Source organism: Acinetobacter sp. 129952 (genome assembly GCF_056642055.1).
This window is the reverse complement of record NZ_JBWVSU010000006.1, coordinates 16,201-40,752: the sequence shown is the minus strand read 5'-3', so window position 1 is coordinate 40,752 and position 24,552 is coordinate 16,201. Positions and strand designations below refer to the sequence as shown.

Sequence of the window (24,552 nt, the reverse complement as noted above, 5' to 3'; positions counted from 1 at the left end):
TTTAAGTGAGTAATTTTTATGGAACTTCAGGGCATTTGTCATAAAATGCACGTCGGCCTCAAGGATCTTAGTGTAACTGATCAACAGATACAGCGGGCAAATGTTGAATATAAATTAATTTTAGATCGTACAGAAATTGATCTTCCGTTTGATTTAGGTCAGGAAATCGAGATTGAATGGACCGGTAATATTTACTGCGTGTCTTGTGGCAACAAAACTTCCAAGTCATTCTCGCAAGGTCACTGTTTTAAATGTTTTAAAATCAATGCTTCATGTGATATGTGCATCATGAAGCCAGAGACTTGCCATTATCATTTGGGCACTTGCCGCGAAGATGAGTTTGCACAGAATGTCTGCTTTCAGCCACATATTGTCTATTTGGCCAATTCTAGTGCGTTAAAAGTCGGCATTACCCGTACCAGCCAAATGCCGACTCGCTGGCTTGATCAGGGTGCTACCCAAGCCCTGCCGATTATGAAAGTTGGCTCGCGTCGTCTTTCAGGAAAGCTCGAAGTCATGTTTGGTACGCAGGTCGCTGATAAAACTGATTGGCGCAAGCTGCTCAAAGGTGAAGCAGAACCTTTGAATCTGATTGAAGTGCGTGAACAGCTGCTAGAAGAATTCGCGCCTAAAATTCAAAGCATTCGTGAAGAATTTAATCAGAATCTAGAATTTAATGAAAATATTGAAGTATTAGAAGATGAATTCGCACGAGAATTTATTTATCCGGTAGAACAATATCCGGAAAAGATTAAATCGCATAATCTGGATAAAACTCCTGTGATTCGTGGCAAATTACAAGGCATCAAGGGTCAGTATTTAATTCTGGATACTGGCGTAATTAATATGCGCAAATATACCGGTTATGAACTGATTATTCGTGCTTAAACCATTATTTGCCTAGAAAATAAAAAACCAGCCCGCAGGCTGGTTTTTTATACAATAATTTTATTTGATTTTTGCTTGAGATTTCAGGTAACGCGTATAGTCATCAAATTCCTGCTGACCACGAAGTTGTTGATATAACTTGACCAACTCACTGCGTTGTTCTGCACTCAATACATCCACCGGATTTTTCTTCACTTCTGATACAGCAACTACAACCAGCTCATTTGGCATTTTCGCTGTAGTCACTGACCAATGGCCTGCTTTTGGTGTCGTAAGACTAAAGGCCGCACGCTGTACATCACGTTTTAGCAAACCTTCAGCACGTGTGTAAACACCAGCATCTTCAAAGATCAAATCACCTTTCGCCACTGCCGCAGCCGGTTTGGTTTTAAACTCATCCAAAGCTTTCTGAATTTTTGCTTTTGCCAAAGCAGCTGCTTTGTCTTCAATCAACTGAGCCTTAACACGCGGTTTTGCTTCTGCCAGTGTTTGTTCGCCAGCTGCATGATAATTACGCACCTTGATCCAGGCTACATCACCATTGGCCAACTGAATGCTTGATGACGCATTACGATCATCATTTTTAACATCATCATTAAACAATTTGACTTTGAGGTTAGCATCGCTCAGCACTGGATCACGGGTCGAAAGTGTTACCCCTTGGGCTTTCTGGACTTGCACACCTTTCACTTCTTGAGTAACGACATCCAGTGAATCACTTCCTACCACCATATCATTCAGCGTATTGACCGTATCGGAGAATGCATTGGATTTTTTAGCAGCTAAGGCTTCTTCAGACAAACGTGCTTTTTGTGATTCAAAAGAAGGAACCGCAACATCTGGCGTTTGCACAGAAATAATGTGGTATCCATAATCTGTTTTCACCGGTGCAGACACCTGACCCGATTTTAAAGAACTAACCGTCTGGTCAAATGCAGTACCGAATACACCTTCTTCATAGACAGCAAGCGCACCACCTTGAGACTTAGAATCAGGGTCTTCAGAATATTGTGCTGCTGCCTTAGCAAAAGTGGTACCGGCTTTAATTTTGGCTGCAATGTCGCTCGCCAGTTTTTTTGCTTCAGCATCACTACGGCTGTCCGCCGTAATTAAAATATGCTTCACATCTGGTTTAACTGCCTGTTTTTGTGTCGCAACAAAGGCGGTATAGGCTTCCTGAAGCTCAGCATCTGTAACCGCTAAACTCTGCACCTGAATATCGCTTGGCTTTAACACGACATAGTCGACATCTACACTGGTCGGCTGTTTAAACAGTGTTTTGTGCTTTTCATAATAGGCAGCAATGTCTGCATCAGTGACTTTGACATCTTTTTTATAGCTATCCAGATTAATGCTGGAAATATGAATATGACGTTGTTCGGTTTGCAAATCAGCAATCTGCTGCATTTCGACTGGGCTTACCAGCGGATAATCCAGGAAAGTCGATGATAGCATTTTGAGCGCATGATCTTTACGTAAACTTTCAATCAAAGCACGATTGGTCATGCCAATTGATTTCAGATAATTTTCATATAAAGCATTCGAGAACTTGCCATCTTGCTGGAAAGTAGGCTGCTGAGCAATCATCTGTTCAATTTGCTGGTCACTCAGACTGATCCCTAATTCTTCAGCCTGTTGCAGCAATAAAGTACGTGCAACCAGAGTATCCATGGCTTTCTGGTCAATGAAGCTTTGATTCAGTAAAGTTTCATCCCCATTGGCATAACTGAGATATTGTTCTTTAAATGATTTGGTCAGTGACTCTAATTCTTTTTGAGATATTTCAGTCCCGTTCACTGATTTTGCCGCATCAGAGTTTCCGCTGCTAAAATATCCTTCAATACCTACAAGTGCTAACGGGGTCAAAAACAGAACGAGCAAGACTTTGCCCAACCAACCCTTAATAACTTTACGAAAAGCTTCCATAAGTATTCCAATATTTTATTTGCAAAGGATTTTAACCGAAAATACCCATTGAATGAATGTGTTAATCATCACAATTAAATTTATCAATAAAAAACGCGCCAAAAAAGGCGCGTTTCGTCGCTGGGTAAGCTTAAGCTACAGCGTCTTTTAAGCCTTTACCTGCTTTGAAGCTAGGTACTTTGCTTGCTTTGATCTCAAGAGTAGCACCAGTTTGTGGGTTACGGCCAGTACGTGCAGCGCGTTCTTTCACACCGAAAGTACCAAAACCCACTAAAGTTACTGTATCACCCGATTTTAAAGCTTCAGTAACAGAAGCAATTGTAGCATCTAAAGCTTTACCTGCGTCAGCCTTAGATAATCCCCCTTTTTCTGCAATTGCATCAATTAATTCTGATTTATTCATGAAGATTACGTCCTCTTAATATCGTTTATTTAAGGTTCAAGAATTGGTTTAACATGCCATAACGCCTTTATAGCAATGCTTTAGGTATAAACGCAATACTTAAGAACCTCTTTTTTTTCAAAAAATATGCGAAAAAAACATTGAATAATAAATAAAGTCATTTTATTTAAGTTTTTTCGGCAATTCTTCTTTCATTTTTTCTTGTTCCGCAGTCAACTGATCAACCTTGACATGCAACTGGAGAATTAAACGTTCCAAATACTGTACATCCTTCAGTGTGACTAATCCTATACGATTCAATGAGTGATGAATAGAGTTGTCGATTAATTTTTCCACTTTGTCTTTGGTGTCTGTGACCGACTCTTTGGCTTTTTCTGAAACCTTCTCTACAGTTTGATCGGCAATATCTGCAGTTTTAGATTCAAGTTCTTCCCCGACCTTGACCAGCGAGTCAAACAGTTTATTGCCTTCTTCTTCTGCACGTGAAAATGCCCCGAGTCCAGCCAACCAGATCTGTTTGGTGTATTTACGAAAATCAAGAACCGATTTGCGCTCCGAGGCAGATTTAGACTTGGGTTTCAGCATTTTCTCATTCGAAGCTTCAGCTGAGTCTTGTGCTGTTTTTGACTTATCCATGTGCACGGCTCCTGTTTGTTTTCTGCGCAATTATTATAAATTATTCTACAAAACCACTGCATAATAGCAAATTTAGTACTTGATAGATTTGATAAACTGTTCTACAAAGCAATTTATTTCAAGTCTAATTTGATTTAACCCTGAAATCTCTTCACAAGCAGGAAGCTTTTTCACTTTATATTTCAGGTAAGGATTGGTTGTATATGAGCGAATCGCAACAAAGTCAAAATCAACCGCATTTGTTGCTTACGATGACGTTAATTGTTTTAGAGACAATATTTACTTTCATTCTCAAGCATGATCGTGTCGTTGCATTACAGGCCAAAAAGTTTGTAGATGAAAACATCTCGATTAAAATCAATAGCTATATTCCATATTTCGACTTTTATGTGCAATTCACCCCCAATGGACTATTATTTGACCACAAAGCACCGGGCCGCATTGTCGACCTGGATGTGCGCACTACACTTCCCGATCTGATTAAAATTTTCATTTTTGGCAATCGTCGTAGCATTCGCAGCATGCGCATTGATGGCAATCAGGTTTTAAAAGATGAGTTTCGTGATCTGTTAACCGTATTCAGCTTGCCAAAAGTACTAGCCGACTGGAAACACTGGCTGTCTGATGCGCCGACGGATGAAGCGGAAATTATTGCTTCTAAAAAGCGTATTGCACCGCTTTTAAAGAAAATTGAAGAACAGCGCTCCAAGATCAATACCCTGCAAGTGGAAGTCAAACAGTATAAAAACCGCCTGAAACGGATCGAACGCCGTCAAAAGCGTATTAATATCATTTTTGGCCTGAGCAGCGTACTTTTGATTACGTTATTAGTGTATAATTGGCTGAGCATGTAAATCTTTCATTCTCCAAAAATTAAATCCCACTAAGGTCTACTAAAAATAACTTGACTAATTTAGTCGGGATTCATAAAATCTACACATCTAGTCTAACCATGTGTATCGAATCATGCGCCTAACCACTCGCGGTCGCTACGCTGTGACTGCTCTACTTGATCTAGCTTTGCAGCCTTCTGAAAAAACGATAACGCTCGCTGAAATTGCAGCACGTCAAACTATTTCTGTTGCTTATCTTGAGCAGTTATTTGCGAAGCTCAAGCGTCATGGTTTAGTTTCTAGTGTTCGTGGCGCAAATGGTGGTTACCATTTAGCACGTAATGCAGATGAAATTACTGTGTTAGCAATTATTGAAGCTGTAAACGAAACAGTTGATGCGACTCGCTGTGACCATAAAGGCAATTGCCAGAATGGCGCGATGTGCTTGACTCATGATTTATGGCAGGAACTCTCCCATCACATCGCCGATTATTTAGAAAAAATCTCGCTTGCTGATCTGGTTGCACGTGACAACGTCCAGACTGTGTCATTACGCCAAAAATCAGCACCTTTAGATTCAGCCCTTTTATCGGTTACAGGTATTTGACATGAAACGTCCGATTTATCTTGATTATGCAGCTACAACTCCTGTAGATCCTCAGGTTGCTGAACGTATGATGGAATGCTTAACATTCGATGGTACCTTTGGTAATGCGGCATCTCGTTCACACGCGTATGGTTGGCAAGCAGAAGAAAAAGTTGAATATGCACGTGAACAAGTTGCGAATTTAATTAAAGCTGATCCACGTGAAATCGTATGGACTTCGGGTGCGACCGAGTCAGACAACCTTGCGCTTAAAGGTGTGGCTCATTTCTATGCATCTAAAGGTAAACATATCGTTACCTCTAAAATCGAACATAAGGCAGTTTTAGATACCTGTCGTGAGCTTGAGTCTGAAGGTTTTGAAATTACCTATATTGAGCCTCAACCTCAAACCGGTTTAATTACTCCAGAAATGGTACAGGCAGCGATCCGTCCAGATACGATTCTTGTTTCCCTGATGATGGTGAACAATGAAATCGGTACTGTGACTGATGTTGCAGCGATTGGTGAAATCACTCGCGCCAACAAGATTTTCTTCCATGTAGATGCAGCTCAGGCGGCAGGTAAAGTTGAAATTGATCTTTCAACTTTAAAAGTAGACTTGATGAGCTTCTCTGCGCACAAGATCTATGGCCCTAAAGGTATTGGTGCGCTGTTTGTACGTCGTAGCCCACGTGTACGCCTTAAAGCTGAAATGCATGGTGGCGGCCATGAACGTGGTATGCGTTCAGGTACCCTTGCGACTCACCAGATTGTAGGTATGGGTGAAGCCTTTGAACTTGCAGGCAAAAACCTGGAAGCTGAACAAACTCGTCTACGCGTACTTCGCGACAAGCTATGGAATGGTTTACAAGGTCTTGAACAAGTGTTCCTGAATGGCCATCCAACACAAAACGTAGCGAACTATCTAAACATTAGCTTCAACTTCGTTGAAGGCGAATCATTGATGATGGCATTGAAAGATGCTGCGGTATCTTCAGGTTCGGCATGTACATCTGCAACACTTGAACCATCTTATGTACTTCGTGCATTGGGTCTTTCAGACGAACTTGCACACAGTTCGATCCGCTTCAGCTTTGGTAAATATACCACTGAAGAAGATATCGATCACGTATTGACTATCACTAAAGCTGCTGTTGAGAAGTTACGTGAACTTTCTCCGCTTTGGGATATGTATAAGGAAGGTATCGACCTTTCTAAAGTTGAGTGGGCTGAGCACTAATTTTCATTCTGAGATAGTGACAAATCCGTTGCTATCTCATTGAGAAAAGTTTTTTTACCCCCATATTTAATACTAAGGCTGACCCCGAGGTTTGGAGAAGCAACATGGCTTATAGCGAAAAAGTAATTGATCATTACGAAAACCCTCGTAATGTTGGCGTTTTAGACAAAAATGCTGAAAACGTTGGTACTGGTATGGTTGGTGCGCCAGCATGTGGTGACGTGATGCGTTTACAGATTCAGGTAAACGACGAAGGCGTGATTGAAGAAGCACGTTTTAAAACTTATGGTTGTGGTTCTGCCATTGCATCAAGTTCACTTGTGACTGAATGGCTCAAAGGTAAAACTTTGGATCAAGCTCAAGCGATCAAGAATATTGATATTGCGACTGAACTTGCACTTCCACCAGTAAAAGTACACTGCTCTGTTCTTGCTGAAGATGCAATCAAAGCAGCTGTAGAAGACTACCGTAGCAAGAAAGTTAAAGCTTAATTGTTCCACGTTTTGAAATTTTAACGGAGTTTTCATGATCCATTTAACTGAAAATGCTGCAACTCATATCAGCAATTATTTAAAAAATCGCGGTAAGGGTAAAGGCATTCGCGTTGGTGTGAAAACTTCAGGCTGTTCTGGTCTGGCCTATGTGCTCGAGTTCGTCGATGAAGTCGATACACATGACCAAGCCTTTGAGCAGTTTGGGGTTAAAGTATTCGTTGACCCGAAAAGCCTGGTTTATCTTGAAGGTATGGAGATGGACTATGTTAAAAACGGCTTGAACGAAGGCTTCGAATTTAACAACCCCAACAAAAAAGGCGAATGCGGTTGTGGTGAATCCTTCACTGTATAAACCCGGCAGTTATTCTCTTTTTGACATTAAAACAGTGTGTTTCACACTGTTTTAATTGCATTTATACAGTTATTTTTGCACATTAATCGCGGATCCTATCTCCCATGAATCATTTTGAGTTGTTCAACCTTCCTGTAGCACTCGATATTGATTTAGCGGCTTTAAAGACTGAATTTTTAAAGTTGCAGCAACAATATCACCCAGATAAAGCTGAAGACAAAGATCAGGCTCTGATTAAATCAAGTGATATCAATCAGGCATTTAAAACCTTGTCAGCGGTCGATAGCCGTGCAGCGTATTTACTGTCTCTCAAGAAACAGGATTATCACTTAGATCAGTCGATCAGTGATTTTGAATTCTTGCAGGACGCTCTGGAAATTCGTGAACAACTTAACGATGCAACTTCTGCTGAAGATTTAACTTCACTGAAAGTCGAAGTCCAGCAATGGATTGAGGGCTTGGTTCGCGAGTTCAAAATTGATTATGCGGATGAAGACTGGGCCGAAGCACGCGATACAGTGCGCAAACTACGCTTCTTCGTTAAAGTCATGGCCGATATCGACAAAGCGGAAGACCGCTTCCTGGACGATGACAGCTTTGATCTTGATGATGATTTCTAATTTTTAGTATTTAACATTTAACGTGCAAAGGATGTAACACTATGGCTCTCTTGCAAATTGCAGAACCAGGTCAATCAAGTGCACCACATGAACACCGCATTGCGATTGGTATCGATTTAGGCACCACCCACTCTTTGGTTGCCACGGTTCTTTCAGGTAAAGCCAAAGTACTTAATGACGAACAAGGTCGTGTGCTACTTCCTTCTATCGTGCATTATGCAGAACAACAGACTCAATACGGCAATGAAGCTGCGCCTTTCATTACTACTGACCCTAAGAACACCATCGTTTCTGTGAAACGATTTATGGGTCGTTCGAAAGCTGACATTAAATTCCAGCATCCTTATGCGTTGGTTGGTGAAGCGAATGAAATGCCGGCTTTTGAAACCGCACAAGGCCGTAAGACTCCGGTTGAGATTTCTGCAGAAATTTTAAAGCAGTTGAAAGACCGCGCTGAAGCCAGTCTGCAAAATCCGGTCAATGGTGCCGTTATTACAGTTCCGGCGTACTTCGATGAAGCACAGCGTCAGGCAACCCGTGATGCTGCTCAACTTGCTGGCTTGAATGTTTTACGTTTGTTAAATGAGCCAACTGCTGCTGCTGTTGCTTATGGTCTGGATCAGGAAAGCAATCTAAGCACAGACCGTAACTATGTGATTTATGACTTGGGTGGTGGTACCTTTGACGTTTCGATTCTGCGTTTCTCTCAAGGTGTGTTTGAAGTTTTGGCAACCGGTGGTCACACTGCCCTCGGTGGCGATGACTTGGATCGCTTGATCCTGAAATGGGCCAAGAAACAACTGAATATTGACACCTTGAATGATGCAGAATATGCACATTTTGTGGTTGCAGCACGTAAAGCCAAAGAAGCTTTGTCTGATGCAGATTCAGTTCAACTCAAATTGCTTGATCAGGTTTTAACACTGGATCGTCCAACATTTGAAGAGATCATCAAAGTTGCTTTGGATAAAACCATCAGCGTATGTAAGCGTGTGATGCGTGATGCCAAGCTTGAATTGGATGACATTCAGAATGTCGTTTTGGTCGGTGGCTCAACCCGTTCTTATGCGGTGCAAAAAGCCGTGCGTGAAGTGTTCAACCAAGAACCACTATGCACCATTAACCCGGATGAAGTGGTTGCGATTGGCGCATCAATTACTGCGAACCAATTAATTGGCAACTCGACTGATGGTTCTTTGTTATTAGACGTGACACCTCTGTCTCTTGGTCTTGAAACCATGGGTGGACTGGTTGAACGATTAATTTCGCGTAATACTGCAATTCCAGTGGCTCGTCGTCAGGAATTTACTACTTATCAAGATGGCCAGACTGCCATGTTGATTCATGTGGTTCAAGGTGAACGTGATCTGGTTGAACATTGCCGTAGCTTGGGCCGTTTTGTTCTGCATGGTATTCCACCAATGACTGCCGGTCAGGCACGTATTGAAGTGACGTTCCAGGTCGATGCTGATGGCTTACTGACTGTCTCTGCGAAAGAAACCACTTCTGGTGTGACAGCTCAAATCGATATCAAGCCATCTTATGGTTTGTCGGGTGAAGATACTGAACGCCTGTTGCTAGACGGTTATAAGTTCGCTGAAGAAGATAAAAATCTTCGTCATTTGAATGAAACCAAAGTTGAAGCACAGCGTGAGCTGGAAGCACTGGTTCAGGCACTCAAAGCGGATGCCGGTCTTTTGACTGAGGAACAGCTTGCAGCCCTGCAAACTGCGCAAGCACAACTTGAAACTCAGCTTCAGGGTTCAGATATCAAAGCAATTGAATCTGCCGTTGAACAGCTTAAAATACATAGTGATGCTTTTGCAGCAGCACGTATGAATCAACATATTGATGCAGCTCTTAAGGGCACTAAACTCGACGACTGGTCAAACTCAAACTAATTTAAGGTAACGACTATGCCACGTATTAAAGTTCTTCCACATGCGCAGATTTGCCCCGAAGGTGCTGAGTTTGAAGTCGAACAAAATGCCAATCTTTGCGAAAGCCTACTGAAAAATGGCATTAAAATCGAACATGCTTGCGATATGTCAGCAGCATGTACCACCTGTCATGTGGTGGTACGCAAAGGTTTTGACAGCTTGGAAGAAATGGATGATGTTGAAGCTGACTTACTCGATCGTGCTTGGGGTCTAGAACCAGACTCACGTCTTTCTTGTCAGGTTAAACTGGACGATGAAGATCTGGAAATTGAAATTCCAAAATACACCATTAACCATGCTTCAGAAAATCACTAATACTTTCGTTTCATAGTTAAATAAAAAACCACGCTCAGGCGTGGTTTTTTTCTCTTTATAAGAAACAATTAAAGTAAATTTACATGAACTTTAAATGTGTTCAATCACTTCATCTTCAAGCTTCAGTTTGACAATGCCTTGTGAATTGGTCATTTTCTGCTGAGTTTCAATGCGTTTAATCATTTTTTCTAACACATGAATCAGCTCAGGATATTCAAAGTTTTGCACTTCATCCAGATTCAGCAATAAATGGAAGCCCTTATATTCATAATCGAACCAGCGCTGATACTCGACTTTCTGAGACGCGTATTTTTCCATGACCTGCCAGGTTCTTACAGGTGCTTTAATGCCCTTCAGGAAAATCGGCTTTTTCGGTGCGCAAAGATAATCATCTTTGATCAAATTATGAGTATCTTCCGAAATCAGGATTTCATCGACTTCCGCTGCACTTTGCAAACGCGCTGCCAGGTTAGCATCACGCCCTACAATGGTATAAGCCATACGATGCGTTGCCCCATAATTCCCTACGTGGCAATAACCGGTCGAAATTCCCATGCGGATATGGAGTGGCGGATAACCCATTTTAATCCAGCGTTCACGCAGCAATTTCATTTGCTGACGCATCGCCAATGCCATTTCCATACAGTTCTTGGCATCCCGTTCCACACCTTCAGAGTTCGGATCACCAAAGAAAATCAGGATGGCATCACCCATGAATTTATCGACAGTCGCTTCATAATTTTTAGCGATTTCGGTCATATGCCGAAGATAGTCATTCAACAGGAATGCTAAATCATCTGGAATCAGAGTTTCAGATAGCTCTGTAAAGCCTTGAATATCAGAGAAAAAGATCGTCAACTTTTTACGTTTATATTCAATTTTGGCTTCAGATTCACCTTTCATAATGGATTGCCATAACTGCACGGGCGCATAGCGACTCAGCTGATTGGCAAATTCCATATAACGGTTCATCTGTTCGAAATAATGGTCTTTTTTCTGGGTCATGTATTGCACACGACCACTTTGATAAAAACTTCCGACACCAAAATAGGTAATCAGACAGATAAAGCCTAAAACGGTCAACTCACTGCTGGTCGGTTCGAAATAATTATTAAACCCAAAGACCAGAATATTGGCCAGATAAAAAAGCGTAATCCCGATCAGGCTGGCCAGAGAGGCCATCATAAATGAAATTTTATTGCTGATCGCAGTATACAGTACTGCGACCAGACCCAGCAAGGACAAGACCAAGTCCAGATGCACGGCCGCCAAAACCACCGAAATGACAATGACATCAATCAGGAAAAGAATATTACGCCGGATGTGATAATCATGACGATAGATCAGCCAGCGAGATAGTTTCGGTGTAATTAGCAAAACCAGAAACAAAAAAAATGGAACAAAAAGCTGATACTGGGTATCTGGTTCAGTGTAATGAAAGACGACCAGAACCACAGACAGCATGATGTATCCCATCATGCGATGGAAATACTCAAACTGATGGGGTTCTTTTTGAATCCAGTCGTCTAATTGCACTCACTCACTCCCTGAAGTCCGCAACTGTTCATGGTTCTCGGAATGCCTTGGCTGATTAGTCCATGCGCCAGTCAAATGGCATGTCGCCCTGACCACGTAAAGCCAGCATTAAGGTTTGACGCATATGTGCCAATACTTCACTGCTATAAGGAACAGCAGGTGTACCCCAAACAGGCTTCGGCCATGCAACGTCGTTCTGATAACGAACTACATGATGAAAATGCAATTGCGGCACCATATTACCCAGCGCTGCTACATTCATTTTATCTGCACGGAAAACACGTGCCAGCTGGCTTGATAACCAGCTTGATTCACGTAAAAACTGCTCTTGGTCAGCTTGGCTCAATTCATATAATTCAGAGACACCCGGCACACGTGGAATCAGAATGAGCCAGGGAAATTGCATATCATTCATCAAACGACATGTTGACAAAGGAAAGTCGCCTACAAAAAACGTATCTTGAGCAAGTTGTGGATGCAAACTAAACATATCTTTATAAATGATGCAAAATTAGAATGATGGCTAATACTAACATATCCAACTGAAGCTGAATATTGAAAGCAATGTGTTTAAAGACAAATTCTCATGATTTGTTGCGAAGCACATCACAACAATTACTGTAAACAATTCATTAAAAAAATCAAGCCTGTTGTTCCTGCAAACTTCATTGGAAAATGAAATCCAAACTGAATTTTCAGGCTGATTTAATCGAATAAAATCAGTGCAATTCTTTAAGCAGACTGTCCAGTAAATCCTGTATAAACTGAATCCGCTTTTGATAGTCTTCCAGCATGACCATGACTTTTAGACGTTGACCGCCATCCATCCGGAAATAGCTCGGATGTTTCTGCATCATCTGGATAATCGTCATGGCTTGAACCGGAGTATCCGGTGCAAATTCAATATGCCCACCCTGACTGCTGATATCAATTTTAGTAATACCAAGCTGCTCGGCTTTCAATCGAATCTGATGTACAGCAAAGAGCTGTTTGACCGGTTGCGGCGGTATACCAAAACGATCAATCAATTCCATCCGGATATTATCCAGCTTTTCCTGGGTATCGGTATTACTGATGCGTTTATAGAACAACAGACGTTGATGCACATCACCCAGATATTCATCCGGAATCAGTGCTGGCATATGCAGGGTAATTTCGGCAGTCAATGACAAGGGTGCGTCGAAGTTTGGCGTTTTACCTTTTTGAATGGCTTTGGTGGCTTTTTCCAGCATTTCCATATACAGGCTATAACCAATCGCCTGCATCGAACCACTCTGCTGTTCACCGAGTAATTCACCTGCGCCGCGAATTTCCAGATCTTCAGTTGCCAGCATAAAACCGGCACCCAAAGTTGAAGCACGCTGAATGGCATCCAGACGTTTTTCTGCATCACCTTTTAAGGCTTTTAATGACGGTACCATCAAATATGCATAAGCCTGATGATGTGAGCGCCCTACACGTCCGCGTAGCTGATGTAATTGCGCCAGGCCCAGTTTGTCGGCACGTTCAATCAGAATGGTGTTGGCATTCGGAACATCAATCCCGGTTTCAATAATGGTCGAACATACCAGAACATTGTATTCCTTGTGATAGAACTGCTGCATCACCTGCTCCAGTTCACGTTCACGCATCTGTCCGTGGGCCACAATCACCCGCGCTTCCGGCACCAGTTTACGGATATGCTCGGCGGCACGATCGATTGTATCAACTTCATTATGCAGAAAATAGACCTGACCACCGCGCAGCAATTCACGCAGAATCGCTTCTTTAATGGTGTCATCGGTATGTTCTTGCACAAAGGTTTTCACCGCAAGACGGCGTGCCGGCGGTGTGGCGATAATCGACAGATCACGCATGCCACTAAAGGCCATATTCAGCGTACGTGGAATTGGAGTCGCAGTCAGTGTCAGCATATCAACATCGGCACGCATGGCCTTGATTCGCTCCTTGTCGCGCACACCGAAACGATGCTCTTCATCGACAATCATCAGACCGAGATTCTTAAACTGGACATTTTCCTGCAAAATCTTATGTGTACCAATCACAATATCGACTTTCCCTTCGATCAGGTCGTCAATGGTCTTGGTATGTGCTTTGGAAGAACCGAAACGTGACAGCACTTCAATTCGGACCGGCCAGTCGGCAAAGCGGTCTTTGAATGAATCATAATGCTGCTGTGCCAGCAAGGTGGTTGGTACCAGAATCGCGACCTGCCGATTATTCTGCACTGCAACAAATGCGGCACGCATCGCGACTTCTGTCTTACCGAAACCCACATCACCACACACCAGACGATCCATCGGCTTGGCCTGCTGCATGTCATGCAACGTCGCTTCAATCGCATTGGCCTGATCCAGTGTTTCTTCATACGCAAAGCCACTAGCAAATTGCATATACAGGCTTTGATCGACTTCAAAACTGATCCCGGGCTTGGAAGCACGACGTGCCTGAATATGCAGCAATTCGGCCGCGACATCGTGAATCTGTTCCAGCGCTTTACGTTTGGCTTTATTCCACGCATCTGTACCCAGTTTATGCAAAGGTGCCAGATCCGGATCACCACCACTGTACCGGCTGATTAAGTGTAGATTGGTCACCGGCACATAGACTTTGGCGGCATCCGCATAATCCAGCTGCAAAAATTCGTGATCCTGATCATCAATACTTAGGGTGACCAGACCGGCATAACGTCCGACCCCATAATCGATATGTACCACAGGCGCGCCCATGGTCAGCTCAGTTAGACTTCGGATCAGAAACTCTTCGGAAACTTCCTGTTGACGTTTGCGACGGCGCTGTACCACCCGATGTTCATAGAGCTGATTTTCAGAAATTACGCTGACACGATCGGTCAATACCAGACCACGCTCCAAAGGCGCATTGGTAATGGCAATTGCATACAGAGATTGAATAAAACTATCGAAATTTTCAACCGTGGGGATATCACCCAGACTTGGTCTTAATGCATCTTTAAGACTTTCACGGCGTCCAGCACTTTCAGCCACCAGCAGTACCGGATGATTAGCCTGATCAATATATTTTTTGACTTCATGAAACGGTTTTTCACGTTTCGGATCTACGGGCAGACGCGGTGGCAACTGGGTATCAAGATTCAATACCCCAGCTTTTTGATCAAAAGATGTTTGTGCAGCAATGATGCGCGCAAACTGATTCAGCTGCTCCAGAACCTGATTGGTCTGGAAGAACAGGCTTTCAGGCGGCATGATCGGTTGGTCGACATTGTGGCGGCGATCTTCATAACGGCGCACTACATCTTGCCAAAACTGGCTCAGACTTTCGTCCAAAGCCTTATCTGTAATGACAATGCCATTCTTAGGTAAGTACGAAATTAGCGAACTTTGACCTTGCATGGCTTCAGCGCTGAAAAACAAGGGCAAATAAAACTCGATTCCCGGAGAGACTATGCCATCCATCACATCCTGGTATATTGGATTTTTCTTCGGATTCGCGGTCGGAAAAAATTCAGCATAACGGTCACGGAACGTCGCACGACCTTCCTTAAGCGGAAATTCCTGCGCGGGCAATACGGTAAACTGTTGCAAACTTTGCGTGGTGCGCTGAGTTTCGGAATCGAAAAATTTCAGGCTTTCAATTTCATCATCGAACAGGTCAATCCGAATCGGTGCTTCCTGCCCCGATGCGTAGATATCCATGATACTGCCGCGTACTGCGAATTCACCCGGATCATAAACGGTATCGACCAGATGATAACCCGCCTGAATCAGCTTTTTCTTTTGTTGTTCCAGATCAAATTTCTGACCGACATGAATATCGAAATGCTCACCCAGAATCCATGAGGTGGGCGCTACACGTTGTGCCAAAGTTGAGGCAGACAGCAACAGTACGCCAGTTTTGGGCATATTGGATAAGATTGCCAGACGTTCCGAGACAATATCCTGATGTGGGGAGAGACGGTCATAAGGCAAGATTTCCCAATCTGGAAAAATCGTGGGTTTAATCCCATAAAATTCCAGTTCACTTTCCAGTTGACCCAAATGCTGATTATTACGTGCAATCACGATAAATAAACGCGCTTGCTGCTGCACGATTTCTTTAAGCAATAATGCAGTTGAGGAACCTTGCAGATTGCCTAACCAGCGTTTCTCGCCTGCCTTGAGCTGTGGTAAATTGAGTTGGGAAATTTCTTGTTGGAACATGGATATAGCTTTAAAGTCTAAATAACCTGAGGCTTATACTAGCACGATGATCTCAGGATATTTTGTTATTTTTATGCAGTCTTGCCACATCCATCTACTTCGATTTTAAGCCACTTTTGCAGCTTATTTTTGATCGCGCAGAAAGTTACGATAATAATCATTTAACTTCTTAAGGATCATTTTAAATTGCAGCAGATTCTCTTCGGTATTGCCTAAAGTCGCATTAAAACGCTGATGGGCGATTTCCAGATCAATTTTTTCATTGATCAGCATTGCGGTATCATATAACGCTTTTAAATCATCAAACTGTTTTAAACGGCGATTGGACAAATACTCCAACCGTGGACCCAATTCCTGATTGAGTTGAATATCATCGACGATATAGCCTGTACCTTCTACGTACTGAATATTCTGCTCTTCTAAATATAGCTGTGCAGCAGTCGGTTTATTACTTTTAAATAATGCACTGATTTTATCAAACATTGCTATTTACCCAGCCAAATATATTTCAGGCTCTAGTCTAGATGAAAATGCCTCAAATCCACATCCTGAACTTGAGGCAAATTATCAAAATAGCAGCGATTCGCTGTTTCAGATGATTTAACAGCTCCGGTTCTGTTAAGAAACCTGTTCGAGCTGATTCTCTGCTGAAGGAATTTCAGACACCAGATTTTCAAACGCAAAGATTTCTTCTAATTGCGTTGCACTTAATAAGCCCAGCTCCAACACCACTTGCGGCACAGTTTTATTTTCGCGCATACATTGTTTGCCGATTTCATCGCACTTGGCATGTCCCAGAAGCGGTTCAAGCAAGGTCACAATCCCGACACTGCGCATGACGGAACTTAAACAAATCTGTTCATTGGCCTGAATACCAGCAATACATTTCTGATTTAGGGTTTGCATACCTTGGGTCAACAACTGAATTGATTCATTCATCGCCACGGCAATCACAGGTTCCATGACATTCAATTGTAGCTGCCCGGCTTCCGCAGCCATAGTAATAGTTAAATCATTACCAATCACCCGGAAGGCAATCTGATTGACCACTTCTGGAATTACCGGATTGATTTTTGCCGGCATGATCGAAGAACCTGCCTGTAATTCGGGTAAACGAATTTCAGCCAGACCTGTACGCGGTCCCGAACTGAGCAGGCGCAGATCATTACAGATTTTGGACAGTTTTACCGCCAGACGTTTTAAACTGCTCGACAAAATAATAAAGACGCCACAATCGCTGGTCGCCTCGACATAATCTGCCGCACCTTTTAAAGGCAAACCCGTCAGATGCGCCAAGATTTCCACCACCCGCTTGGCATAGCCCGGCGGTGTATTGACCCCAGTCCCAATGGCGGTGGCGCCTAAATTGACTTCCAGCAATAACTGTCGCATCTGCCCAATCAGCTTCAGATCTTCTTTTAATAAGGTGGCAAATGCCCGGAACTCCTGTTCCATGGTCATCGGCACGGCATCTTGTAACTGGGTACGTCCCATTTTGATGACATATTCAAATTCGGCAGCTTTATGATCGATACAGTCAATCAATGCTTTAAGCACGCTCAACAATTCATCCAGACTGCTATAGGTCGCCAGACGCAAAGCCGTTGGATAGACATCATTGGTCGATTGCGAAGTATTCACATGATCATTCGGATGCAGAATGTGATAATCACCTTTCTGATGGCCCGACATTTCAAGTGCAATATTGGCAATCACCTCATTGGCATTCATATTGATGGAGGTTCCGGCACCGCCCTGATAAGGATCGAGTGGAAATGCCGCTTGCCACGCTTCCGGATGCTGAATCAATTCATCACAAGCTTTCTGAATGGCAGTACTGGTCTGCTCGGACAGTTTCTGGAAATACAGATTGGCCTGTGCCGAAGCTTTTTTCACTTGAGCCAAAGCACGAATAAAATGCGTTTGTTGCCCCACCGCCAATCCGGAAATCTTAAAATTTTCGATGGCACGTAAGGTATGAATCCCATAATAGCTATGCAACGGGATTTGTTTTTCCCCCAATAAATCACGTTCAATGCGGGTCAGTTCGATTTGAAGCATATTGTCCACTAAAAAATACTCTTGGCGATGCACCGTATTTGGTGTGACATTAATATGAGCAAACAAATACAGGCCTAATAGGAAGACTTTAACCTAGATTTGCTACGATTTATTACCAATACGCTAAAGCTGTGAGTTTTGTAAGATTGTGTAAGTAACTGGCTAAAATTCAAATATTTTAATTATTTATTCAAAATTTCCACTTTTCCCCTGAATTCGACGTCGTATCACCTTTTATCCGCTCAAGTTATTCCTGATTCAATTTCAGTGAATTACCACTCTGTTTACAATAGGCATACATAAAAGCTGTGTAATTGTTACAGAGTGTAATTTTTAAACCATGCTTGAATCACCTCCTTGCGATCTCAGTACAAAAAATCATCTTGGACGATGATTTCCATATTTACAGGATGACCTGCCTATGACTTATTTAAACCCCACCCTGATTACCTTCATGTTTTATATTATCGCCATGATTGCAATCGGTTTATATGCTTATCGTGCCACCTCCAATTTTGACGAATATATTCTAGGTGGACGGAGTCTGGGCAGTGTCGTTACTGCACTTTCGGCGGGCGCATCGGATATGAGTGGCTGGCTACTGATGGGTCTTCCAGGAGCCATTTACCTGTCTGGTCTGTCAGAAGCCTGGATTGCGATCGGCTTGATTATCGGCGCATGGCTGAACTGGTTACTGGTGGCAGGTCGACTGCGTGCCCATACCGAATATCAGAACAATGCCCTGACCTTGCCGGATTATTTCACCAGCCGTTTTTCCGATCGTAAACGTATTTTACGGGTCTTGTCTGCCTTGGTGATTCTGGTGTTTTTTGCGATTTATTGTGCCTCAGGCATGGTCGCAGGTGCACGACTGTTTGAAAGCCTGTTTGGCTGGGATTACACCACAGCGCTTGTGATTGGTGCGATGGCGACGATTCTCTATGTCTGTATTGGTGGCTTTTTGGCGATCAGCTGGACAGATACATTCCAGGCCGGTTTGATGATTTTTGCCTTATTACTGACTCCGATCATTACCTTCTTGGCTCTGGGCGACAACAGCCAGCAAGTGAGTGTCATCCTTGAATCGGCTCGCCCACATGCCTCCAGCATGCTTGAAGGTTTAAGCACCGTCGCGATTATTTCCAGTCTGGCCTGGGGCTTGGGTTATTTTGGCCAGCCACACATACTGGTGCGTTTTATGGCGGCAGATTCGGTCAAAACCATTCCTGCTGCACGCCGTATTGGCATGACCTGGATGATTCTATGCCTAGGCGGTGCAGTGGCTGCCGGTTATATTGGTATTGCCTACTTCAGTGTCAATCCGACACTGGCTTCAGTGGTGAATCAAAACCCTGAAACGGTATTTATGGAATTGACCAAAATTCTGTTTAATCCGTGGATTGCCGGAATCATTCTGGCTGCTATCTTGGCGGCAATTATGAGTACCTTGAGCTGTCAGCTTTTGGTCTGCTCAACCACCCTGACCGAAGATTTATACAAGAGTTTCCTGCGTAAAAATGCTTCACAAAAAGAGCTGATCTGGGTAGGTCGCGGCATGGTCTTAGTGATCGCGTTAGTTGCGATTTCACTGGCGATTAATCCGAACAGTAAAGTTTTGGGTCTGGTGGCTTATGCCTGGGCCGGCTTTGGGGCCGCATTCGGCCCGCTGATTATCTTGTCGCTATTCTGGAAACGAATGACCCTCAATGGCGCAATTGTGGGTATGGTGGTTGGTGCCGTGACTGTAATTGTCTGGAAAAATTACATGGGTGATACCGGACTTTATGAGATCATTCCAGGCTTTATTCTGGCCACCCTCTGCATTATCATCGTCAGCCTGCTGGATAAAGCACCTAGTGAAGATGTAGTACATCGTTTTGAAATGGCTAAAGCCGAGTATCAAAAAGAAATGGCAGAAATGAAAAAATAATCACCTTTTTTCTTGCACATAAAAGGGACTTAATCGTCCCTTTTATGTTTCTTAGATTCACAAATGAAGTTCTTGAAAATTACTTGGCTTTTCCCGGCATTTTCAGATGGATCTGCTGACTTTCTTTAATCACTTCCATCACCGGATAACTGCGCGTTTCTTTAATTCCGGGCAATTGCCACAAGATCTGACCAGAGATTTTCCGGAACTCATCCATATTGGCACAGCGGATTTTTACCACGAAATCAAACCCGCCACTGATCATATGACACTCGATAATTTCAGGAATCTGCCGCACAGCATGGGAAAATTCATCTAAAACATTCGGCGTGGTTTTATCCAATAAAATTTCAACAAAGACCACAAAACCATTATTCAACATGACTGGATTGAGGCGCGCTTCATAGCCCACAATAAAACCTTCCCGGGTCAGCTTTTGTACACGCGCCAAGGCTGCTGTAGGCGACAAATTGACCAGTTCAGCCAGTTTGATATTGGATAGCTTGGCATCGGATTGCAATAAACCCAGTATACGAATATCTATACGGTCAAGGTTCAAAAAAGGACTTGGCATTAGAATTATTCTCTAAAAAAAGCGAAAACTATAGTGAGATATTTGTCAAATATTCTGTGATTATAGATTAAAACTCATTCACCTCAAAGAACTGATTGACGCAGTACAGGAAGTCACTATGCCAACCACTCTCCGCCCAGATTCAATTTTAGATTCAGCCCAGCACTCGAATTATATTGCTGAATTTAAACATAAAAACCAATTCGAAGAACGTATTAATACGGCATGGCGTCGTGCTGAAACTGAATGCGTCGAAGAGTTATTGGCCCATAGTGAAATTTCTTCCGAGATGAGTGACAAGATTCAGGCGCTTGCCTTTGATCTCGCACACTCCTTGCGTGAGCGCAAAAGTTCCACTGGGAAAGCCGGTATTGTACAGGGCTTATTGCAGGAATTTTCTTTATCCTCTCAGGAAGGCATTGCCCTGATGTGTCTGGCAGAAGCCTTGCTGCGGATTCCGGACAAAGCCACACGTGACCTGCTGATTCGAGACAAAATCAATCAAGGCAACTGGAAAGAACATTTGGGTCAGAGCCAGCTAATGTTTGTGAATGCGGCAGCCTGGGGACTGATGCTGACTGGCAAGCTGATGGAAACCCCGCAGCAAAAAAGTCTGTCTAGCTTGTTGACCGGTCTTTTGGCACGCAGTGGCCGCGGGATTATCCGTAAGGCCGTCGATGTTGCCATGCGCATGATGGGCGAGCAGTTTGTTACGGGTGAAACCATTGATGAAGCCCTGAAAAATGCCGAACCGCTGGAAGAAAAAGGCTTCCGTTATTCCTATGACATGCTGGGTGAAGCAGCGCTGACCGATCCGGATGCTGAACGTTATTATCAGGATTATCAACAAGCCATTCATGCCATTGGTCAAGCATCACAGGATAAGGATGTTTATGATGGTCCCGGTATTTCTATCAAACTCTCTGCGCTGCATCCACGTTATCAGCGCTCGCAAATGGATCGCGTGCATGATGAGCTCTATGCAAAAGTACTGAAACTCGCGGTCTTGGCCAAGCAGTACAATATTGGTTTAAATATCGATGCTGAAGAAAGCGATCGCCTTGAGATTTCATTGGAACTGTTAGAACGCCTGTGTTTTGAACCGCAATTACAGGACTGGAAAGGCATTGGCTTTGTAATTCAGGCTTATCAGAAACGCTGCTTCTATGTCGTGGATTACATCATTGATCTGGCGAAGCGCAGCCAGAAACGCCTGATGATTCGTCTGGTCAAAGGCGCATATTGGGATAGCGAAATCAAAAAAGCCCAAATTGATGGAATGTCGGATTATCCGGTATTTACTCGTAAGGTGTATACAGATCTGTCTTATATTGCTTGTGCGCGTAAGCTGTTGGCTGAACCGGATTATATCTACCCACAATTTGCCACTCACAATGCACAAACGGTAGCGACGATCTATCAACTGGCGCAACCTGAGCAGTATTATGCCGGCCAATATGAGTTCCAATGTCTGCATGGCATGGGCGAACCACTGTATGAAAATGTCGTGGGCGATCCATCGAAAAATAAACTCGGTGTACCATGCCGGATCTATGCGCCAGTCGGCAATCATGAAACCTTGCTGGCTTATCTGGTGCGCCGCTTACTGGAAAATGGTTCCAATACCTCCTTCGTCAATCGTATTGCTGACAAAACCTTGAAAATTGAAGATTTGATTGAAAATCCACAGCAAACCATTTTAAAGGCATCAAAACAAGAAGGCGTGATGGGTGCCAAGCATCCCCAGATTCCCTATCCGCAAGATCTTTATACCGATGCACGATTGAACTCTTCAGGACTCGATTTGGCCAATGATGCTGAACTCAGTATTTTAAATGAAGTCGCATCCAGTCTGGCAAATACGCAATTTCAGTCAGCGGCTATGGGAACGGCATTTAGCAGCGTGGATACGCCCCATGCAGTTCCAGTGATCAATCCAGCACACCATCAGGATGTGGTCGGCACAGTCTATGAAGCAACTTCTGAACAGGCCGAAATTGCACTCACTCAAGCAGTTAATGCACAAAGTTTCTGGGCCAATCTGCCAAAAAATGAGCGTGCTGCCTGCCTGAATAAAGCCGCAGAACTGATGGAACAGCGTTTGCTTCCGCTCATGGTTCTTCTTTCTCGCGAAGCAGGTAAAACCTATGCCAATGCGATTGCCGAAGTACGTGAGGCGGTAGATTTCTTGCGTTACTATGCAGCTCAAGTTTTGGATCTCAGTGACAATGTACAGATCCAGCCTTTAGGTACTGTACTATGTATCAGTCCATGGAACTTCCCGCTGGCGATTTTTACCGGTCAGATTTCAGCAGCGCTGGTCGCTGGCAATACCGTGATTGCCAAACCGGCTGAACAAACACCGCTCATTGCAGCACAAGCCGTACAGATTTTATGGGAAGCCGGCATTCCGCAGGATGTGTTACAGCTATTGCCGGGCCGTGGTGAAACCATTGGTGCACAGCTCAGTGCAGATCCACGTATTCAGGGCATCATGTTTACCGGTTCCACCGAGGTCGCCCAAATTCTACAAAAAACCGTGGCAGAACGAATAAACCAGTTTGGAGAAAGCGTCACCCTGATTGCTGAAACTGGTGGTCAAAATGCCATGATTGTGGATTCATCTGCATTGACTGAACAGGTGGTGTTGGATGTTGTGAGCTCTGCCTATGACAGTGCCGGTCAGCGCTGTTCTGCCCTGCGTGTCCTTTGTGTGCAAGAGGATAATCTGGAGGCTGTTCGCAACATGCTCAAAGGTGCCATGCAACAGTTGCGCGTTGGTAATCCGGTCTTGCTGAAAACCGATATTGGTCCAGTGATTGATGCAGAAGCCCAGCAAAATATCCAACAGCATATTGAGCAGATGCGCAGCAAAGGTCATAAAGTTCATCAGTTGATGTTTAATCAAGACCAGACTGAATTAACTCCAGGAACATTCATTGCGCCGACCCTGATTGAACTGCCAAATCTGGACGATCTAGAACGTGAAGTATTTGGTCCGGTGCTGCATCTAATTAGTTATAAATATGGTGAACTGGAACAGTTATTAGAGCAGATCAACAGTAAAGGCTATGGCCTGACCATGGGCTTGCATACGCGTATTGATGAAACCATGCAAACCGTGATTGCACAGGCCGAAGTCGGCAACCTGTATATTAACCGCAATATCGTTGGTGCGGTCGTGGGCGTCCAGCCTTTTGGTGGTGAAGGTCTTTCCGGCACCGGCCCGAAAGCAGGTGGCCCGTTGTATATCTATCGTTTAATGCATCAAGTATCCGAGAAAAAACTGGCTCAGCCTTATGCAGCTCAAGCTGAGCCAGCACTTGTTGAACATAAACTTGTTCAGGAGTTTAAAGCCTGGGTAGCTAAAACTTTCCCAACTTTATCTTTAAAAGCGCCTATGCAAATTGCGACTGGTCAAAGCTTTAGCCTGCAAGGCCCAACTGGCGAGGAAAATCAATACCTAATCTTGCCGCGTGAAAGCGTTCTCTCGTTAGCACATAGGGATCAAGACCAGATTCAGCAAATTCTGGCGATTTTATCGGTTGGCAGTCGTCCTGCGGTACTGGCAAACAATACTTTTATTCTGAAATATTTACCAACCATGCCAGCCACGGTCAGCAAGCAATTTAAAGTAGTCCGGGATATTGAAACAGGTGTATTTGATGCCGTCCTGCATCATGGTGACACTGTTGAACTGATTGATTTGCAGAAACGCATTGCAGGCCGAAAAGGTGCAATTATTGGTATCACCCATTTAAGTTCGGGCAACTATGATATTCCGGTCGAGCGATTTGTGATTGAACGCGCGATCAGTATCAATACGGCGGCGGCAGGCGGTAATGCCAGCTTGATGACGATGGATAATCTCTAAATCAGTCCAATCATCTCAGCATTTTTAGCTTAAATCTTTCCTCTTGATGGCCAAACCTCTCTCCTCAGAAGGTTTGGTCTTTTTTATGCAGCTTTTAAAGCGGCTCGACTACAATAGGCTTAGGCAGATCGGCAATTTTTTGCTACCATTTGCGCTTTAAAATATT

20 protein-coding genes are annotated in these 24,552 nt (G+C 43.6%); 11 read left to right on the top strand and 9 right to left on the bottom strand.

Going from position 1 to position 24,552, the window contains the following annotated elements:
* Window positions 1–18 precede the first annotated feature (18 nt).
* The gene (locus AC1IR0_RS08180) at window positions 19–888 is read left to right on the top strand and encodes a DUF2797 domain-containing protein (protein WP_479741270.1); all 870 of its coding nucleotides are present in this window, start codon (window positions 19–21) and stop codon (window positions 886–888) included.
* 60 nt (window positions 889–948) lie between these two features.
* On the opposite strand, the gene AC1IR0_RS08175 is transcribed toward AC1IR0_RS08180, so the two are convergent.
* The 3 genes from AC1IR0_RS08175 to AC1IR0_RS08165 all read right to left on the bottom strand — a co-directional run bounded on the left by AC1IR0_RS08175 (window position 949) and on the right by AC1IR0_RS08165 (window position 3,853).
* Window positions 949–2,814, bottom strand: a complete 1,866-nt coding sequence (locus tag AC1IR0_RS08175; RefSeq protein ID WP_479741269.1) for a SurA N-terminal domain-containing protein — start codon at window positions 2,812–2,814, stop codon at window positions 949–951.
* Between the two features lie 130 nt (window positions 2,815–2,944).
* Window positions 2,945–3,217, bottom strand: coding sequence for an HU family DNA-binding protein (locus tag AC1IR0_RS08170; RefSeq protein WP_004279807.1), 273 nt, complete (start codon window positions 3,215–3,217; stop codon window positions 2,945–2,947).
* 162 nt (window positions 3,218–3,379) lie between these two features.
* A complete protein-coding gene (locus AC1IR0_RS08165; protein ID WP_409653137.1) occupies window positions 3,380–3,853 on the bottom strand; it encodes a phasin family protein in 474 nt (157 codons plus the stop codon).
* A gap of 203 nt (window positions 3,854–4,056) precedes the next feature.
* Between AC1IR0_RS08165 and AC1IR0_RS08160 the strand changes: the two genes are divergently transcribed.
* The 8 genes from AC1IR0_RS08160 (at window position 4,057) to fdx (ending at window position 10,233) form a co-directional block, all read left to right on the top strand.
* The gene (locus AC1IR0_RS08160; RefSeq protein WP_005246563.1) at window positions 4,057–4,707 is read left to right on the top strand and encodes a hypothetical protein; all 651 of its coding nucleotides are present in this window, start codon (window positions 4,057–4,059) and stop codon (window positions 4,705–4,707) included.
* Window positions 4,708–4,819: 112 nt separating this feature from the next.
* A complete protein-coding gene (locus AC1IR0_RS08155; RefSeq protein WP_004279811.1) occupies window positions 4,820–5,293 on the top strand; it encodes an Rrf2 family transcriptional regulator in 474 nt (157 codons plus the stop codon).
* Window position 5,294: 1 nt separating this feature from the next.
* Window positions 5,295–6,512, top strand: a complete 1,218-nt coding sequence (locus AC1IR0_RS08150) for an IscS subfamily cysteine desulfurase (protein WP_004279813.1) — start codon at window positions 5,295–5,297, stop codon at window positions 6,510–6,512.
* Window positions 6,513–6,616: 104 nt separating this feature from the next.
* Window positions 6,617–7,003 (top strand): Fe-S cluster assembly scaffold IscU, encoded by a 387-nt coding sequence (gene iscU, locus AC1IR0_RS08145; RefSeq protein WP_004279815.1) that lies wholly within the window; start codon window positions 6,617–6,619, stop codon window positions 7,001–7,003.
* Between the two features lie 34 nt (window positions 7,004–7,037).
* Complete coding sequence (gene iscA / locus AC1IR0_RS08140) at window positions 7,038–7,358, top strand: iron-sulfur cluster assembly protein IscA (RefSeq protein WP_409653132.1); 321 nt, start codon at window positions 7,038–7,040, stop codon at window positions 7,356–7,358.
* Between the two features lie 104 nt (window positions 7,359–7,462).
* Window positions 7,463–7,978, top strand: a complete 516-nt coding sequence (gene hscB, locus AC1IR0_RS08135; protein ID WP_479741268.1) for a Fe-S protein assembly co-chaperone HscB — start codon at window positions 7,463–7,465, stop codon at window positions 7,976–7,978.
* 41 nt (window positions 7,979–8,019) lie between these two features.
* Window positions 8,020–9,879, top strand: coding sequence for a Fe-S protein assembly chaperone HscA (hscA, locus tag AC1IR0_RS08130; protein WP_409653129.1), 1,860 nt, complete (start codon window positions 8,020–8,022; stop codon window positions 9,877–9,879).
* 15 nt (window positions 9,880–9,894) lie between these two features.
* On the top strand, window positions 9,895–10,233 hold the full coding sequence (gene fdx, locus AC1IR0_RS08125; protein WP_004279821.1) for an ISC system 2Fe-2S type ferredoxin: 339 nt from the start codon (window positions 9,895–9,897) through the stop codon (window positions 10,231–10,233).
* A gap of 90 nt (window positions 10,234–10,323) precedes the next feature.
* Here the strand turns inward: fdx and AC1IR0_RS08120 are convergent, their stop codons facing one another.
* The 5 genes from AC1IR0_RS08120 to AC1IR0_RS08100 all read right to left on the bottom strand — a co-directional run bounded on the left by AC1IR0_RS08120 (window position 10,324) and on the right by AC1IR0_RS08100 (window position 18,008).
* Window positions 10,324–11,769: an adenylate/guanylate cyclase domain-containing protein gene (locus tag AC1IR0_RS08120; protein WP_253099282.1), complete on the bottom strand. Its 1,446-nt coding sequence runs from the start codon at window positions 11,767–11,769 to the stop codon at window positions 10,324–10,326.
* A gap of 55 nt (window positions 11,770–11,824) precedes the next feature.
* The gene (locus tag AC1IR0_RS08115; protein WP_004646760.1) at window positions 11,825–12,259 is read right to left on the bottom strand and encodes an HIT domain-containing protein; all 435 of its coding nucleotides are present in this window, start codon (window positions 12,257–12,259) and stop codon (window positions 11,825–11,827) included.
* A 229-nt stretch (window positions 12,260–12,488) separates the two neighbouring features.
* Entirely contained in the window at window positions 12,489–15,947 is a 3,459-nt protein-coding gene (mfd, locus tag AC1IR0_RS08110; RefSeq protein ID WP_479741267.1) for a transcription-repair coupling factor, read from the bottom strand.
* Window positions 15,948–16,070: 123 nt separating this feature from the next.
* Window positions 16,071–16,430, bottom strand: a complete 360-nt coding sequence (locus AC1IR0_RS08105) for a hypothetical protein (protein WP_409653123.1) — start codon at window positions 16,428–16,430, stop codon at window positions 16,071–16,073.
* A 135-nt stretch (window positions 16,431–16,565) separates the two neighbouring features.
* Window positions 16,566–18,008 (bottom strand): aspartate ammonia-lyase, encoded by a 1,443-nt coding sequence (locus AC1IR0_RS08100; RefSeq protein ID WP_479741324.1) that lies wholly within the window; start codon window positions 18,006–18,008, stop codon window positions 16,566–16,568.
* Between the two features lie 421 nt (window positions 18,009–18,429).
* Here AC1IR0_RS08100 and putP point away from each other — a divergent pair, with 421 nt between their 5' ends.
* Window positions 18,430–19,938: a sodium/proline symporter PutP gene (putP, locus tag AC1IR0_RS08095; protein WP_313564303.1), complete on the top strand. Its 1,509-nt coding sequence runs from the start codon at window positions 18,430–18,432 to the stop codon at window positions 19,936–19,938.
* A 79-nt stretch (window positions 19,939–20,017) separates the two neighbouring features.
* Here putP and AC1IR0_RS08090 read toward each other — a convergent pair whose 3' ends face one another.
* A complete protein-coding gene (locus AC1IR0_RS08090) occupies window positions 20,018–20,512 on the bottom strand; it encodes an Lrp/AsnC ligand binding domain-containing protein (protein ID WP_479741266.1) in 495 nt (164 codons plus the stop codon).
* A gap of 118 nt (window positions 20,513–20,630) precedes the next feature.
* On the opposite strand from AC1IR0_RS08090, the gene putA reads away from it, so the two are divergent.
* Window positions 20,631–24,386, top strand: coding sequence for a trifunctional transcriptional regulator/proline dehydrogenase/L-glutamate gamma-semialdehyde dehydrogenase (gene putA / locus AC1IR0_RS08085; protein WP_479741265.1), 3,756 nt, complete (start codon window positions 20,631–20,633; stop codon window positions 24,384–24,386).
* Window positions 24,387–24,552: the final 166 nt, after the last annotated feature.